Raw genomic sequence first — 2,942 nt, 5'->3', positions numbered from 1 at the left:
CTATTGAGTACCTTATTCATAACCTAGCTATAGAAATGGTGCGGAATGGCGAACTAAAAAACGCAAAGGAGCTTCTCAACGAAGTCTTATCGCTTATTAATCAATCACAGCCAGAACAAATCTTGATGTGGCATAACGTCGTAATCGATACAGCGCGTGAAGCGCAAAGTGTTGAATTACTAAAAGTGGCTTACGCAACATTCGAAGAACACTTTCCTCATTGGAATTGCACCGCCGCACAAAAGCTGACGGTCAAAATCACTAGGCTTCGAATGTACTTTAATGATGGACTACAGTCAGATACTAAGGACTTTGTTGCGCAGATAGGAGAAATTTTTGATGAACTCTATCTGTTGAGTGCATCAGAACAGTTATCTGCTTTGAAAGAAATTAGCCATAATATCACGCAAGTCATCCTTACCAACAAGGGCCAACGATCTGTAATTGCGGAACTTAATGGCCTGTTAGATCGTTGTGATTCGATTGCTATTGCGCTGAGTGATACTGTTAAAGCTCAACTTGAGACACTACCGCCCGCGCTAGTGAACCAGCGTATACACTGGCTTGGTCTGCAACATTACCTTGAAAAAATTCGTATACGTCAAAGTACTGCAAGCTTCCCCAAGCAGGCACTGGAAAGCCTGTTCAAATGCCAAAAGGAAAGTGCAGAGTTACACCAGAGTAAGAGGATTCATCGCGTAGCTATTCACGCATGGATGATTATTTGTGACGAATACGTTGCCTATCTTGACCAGTTTTTCTCTCATAAGCCATCGTGGGCGATTGACCTAAAAGAACAACATCAAGATACGGCTATCTCTGCGCTTTATGCAGCCGAAGAAATCCTTAATGAACGAAGAGTCTCCGGCGGCTTTGAGGAGGTAATGGTCGGTGTCGCTTATTTTTACTTAAAGCTCTTTGATGATAAAGCCGCTGCTCAGTACTGGATGTCACAGTTTGACGAAGGAAACTGGAGCCTACAGCATTATGCGCAGTGGTTCCGAGATATGTATTCCTGGGTAAAGTCGGTAACTGGTTAAGTTACATTTTTCTGTCCAGTTTATGACCAAAGGAGTCAATCATTCGGCTCCCTTTCTCGTTAACTCTCATCGTTGACCTAGAGCTCCACCACTTACTCACTCTCCAGTATGTCCAAAATCTCGTCCCAATCCAGAATGGTAATGAGTTTTTTTATAACGTCCTGGGGAGTGCTTTGAGTCTCTTCAGCCAGTTTGTCGAGTTTATCAAGCACTTCATTTTCTATTTCTAGTGTGTCTCCTCTTTGTTTATTTCTAGACTTCTTTGAGCTCCAGGTGCTCCTGAATCTATCGATGAACTTTTTTTTATCGCTTTCAGGGATGAGATCATAAACCGCTACAAGGACTGACTTCCTATCCTCAATGCTAGACGGTGTCCAAGTGTACTTTATTTCTTCTTTTTTTTGAATGTGTTCATAAGCCCATATAAGCTGATTGTGGTGGCAGCCATCTAACCATTTTATCATTTCATTCCGTTTGCTGTTTTTAAGCCACTCACTTTTTAAGTGGTTCGATAATATTTTCTCCTCCTTCTCAGAATAGGGCGAAAAAATAAAACAGCTCTCTATTTGTTCTCTTTTTTCTTCTGTCGTGTTTGGGCGTTTTTCTTTTAGGTATTTGTCATCTAGTTCAAGAGTTATGGGTGTAAAATTTTCGATTATTATTCCTTTCTGGGGCTCCTTGTGCCTCAAAATCATTACCCGTTTTTTTGAATTTTTTCTTATGTAGCACCACAGCCAGTTTGTTTTTCTATCTTCATCGCAAAGGTTCTTGATGTCATAATTTTTTAACTTTTCATCATGTAGTTTATCCTTTGTTCTTTTTAGAAATCTTCCGGTTTCCTCTAGACTGTATTTTACTTCTTTATCGATTATGACAGATAGAAGCTTTATTGCTTTATCGAGTGTAGGCTGACTTTCAATGTCGGCGGTTACGCTTTTCCTCCTTTCAGGCCCTAGCTCTATGAGACCTTCCTCGAGGATTTTACCCCAAAAGAAAGCTAACTCTCTTTCCGTATGTATAGCTGTCGAAAGATGTGTATGTATGACTTGTTTTTGCATGTTAATCAGCTTGCTTGTTCTTTTAGCCCCGTTTTATCACCTTCTTCATGTGATAAAAAGTGAGTTTTTCGCCTTTCGTTCTTAGTGTGATTGTGATCACAAAAAGTGTCATTTTTTGCCTTTTGGGTGACAATAGTGTGCATAAAACGGCATTGGGGTTATGCTCGCCTTTGGGGGTGGCTCATAACTTCCACATGCTCAGATCGTCGGTGATAGAGGGAGAGGCTAGGTTGGCTGGTGGGTGACATGCTCACAGGAGTAAGGGGAGTTGTCGGTATAGTAATATACGTATTCGCTCTTCTCTTCATATACCCATTACCAGTAAAGAAGATAAGGTAAAAAATAATATAACCAGTGTTCCTTTGTAGTACTCACAGAGGAGCATGAGATGGACACACATACATACAAAGACTTTCCTATCCTTCTACCTATCAATGAATGTAAGGCACGTTACTTAGAGAAAATACGCAATATGTTAGCTGATGGTTATCAGGACTATAATAACCTCACTGTTGCTCGTCTTGACTTAAGGTTTCCAGCTACTGATGAGTCTGATGACTTTCTGAAGCGTGATGAGGCCCTCTCCTTCGAGCGATGGAAAAAAGGCACGATTAAACGATTTATTCGAGCTATTGAATTAGAAATGGCAAAGCAAGAGTGTGAGAAGCGAGCGAAGGGTAAGCGGGTGCACCGTTGTAAAGTGCGATATGCCTGGGCAAGGGAGCGTAATCATTCACACAACGATCATTATCATTTCGCGTTGGTATTAAACAAGGATAGGTTTTATTGCTGGGGGAAGTTTGAGAATGTTGAATGCGGTGATGGTTTATATAATATCATTGTC

3 protein-coding genes are annotated in these 2,942 nt (G+C 40.9%); 2 read left to right on the top strand and 1 reads right to left on the bottom strand.

All coding sequences use genetic code 11. From position 1 onward, the window contains the following. The coding region (locus BZG79_RS13525; protein WP_199877885.1) for a hypothetical protein at positions 1-1,040 on the top strand (1,040 nt) is incomplete at its 5' end. 92 nt (positions 1,041-1,132) lie between these two features. Here the strand turns inward: BZG79_RS13525 and BZG79_RS13520 are convergent. Continuing rightward, on the bottom strand, positions 1,133-2,098 hold the full coding sequence (locus BZG79_RS13520) for a hypothetical protein (protein WP_077774662.1): 966 nt from the start codon (positions 2,096-2,098) through the stop codon (positions 1,133-1,135). A gap of 388 nt (positions 2,099-2,486) precedes the next feature. On the opposite strand from BZG79_RS13520, the gene BZG79_RS13515 reads away from it, so the two are divergent. Next, positions 2,487-2,942, top strand: a 456-nt coding sequence (locus tag BZG79_RS13515; RefSeq protein ID WP_199877884.1) for an inovirus-type Gp2 protein, incomplete at its 3' end; no start/stop codon positions are given.

Origin of the sequence: Salinivibrio sp. MA427, from assembly GCF_001996115.1 — a bacterium.
Lineage (GTDB): Bacteria > Pseudomonadota > Gammaproteobacteria > Enterobacterales > Vibrionaceae > Salinivibrio > Salinivibrio costicola.
This window is presented reverse-complemented; position numbering and strand designations above follow the sequence as displayed.

What these genes read in the sequence shown, in the direction of transcription:
- BZG79_RS13520 (WP_077774662.1), bottom strand. Translation starts at nt 2,098, where the DNA reads ATGCAAAAACAAGTCATACATACACATCTTTCGACAGCTATACATACG.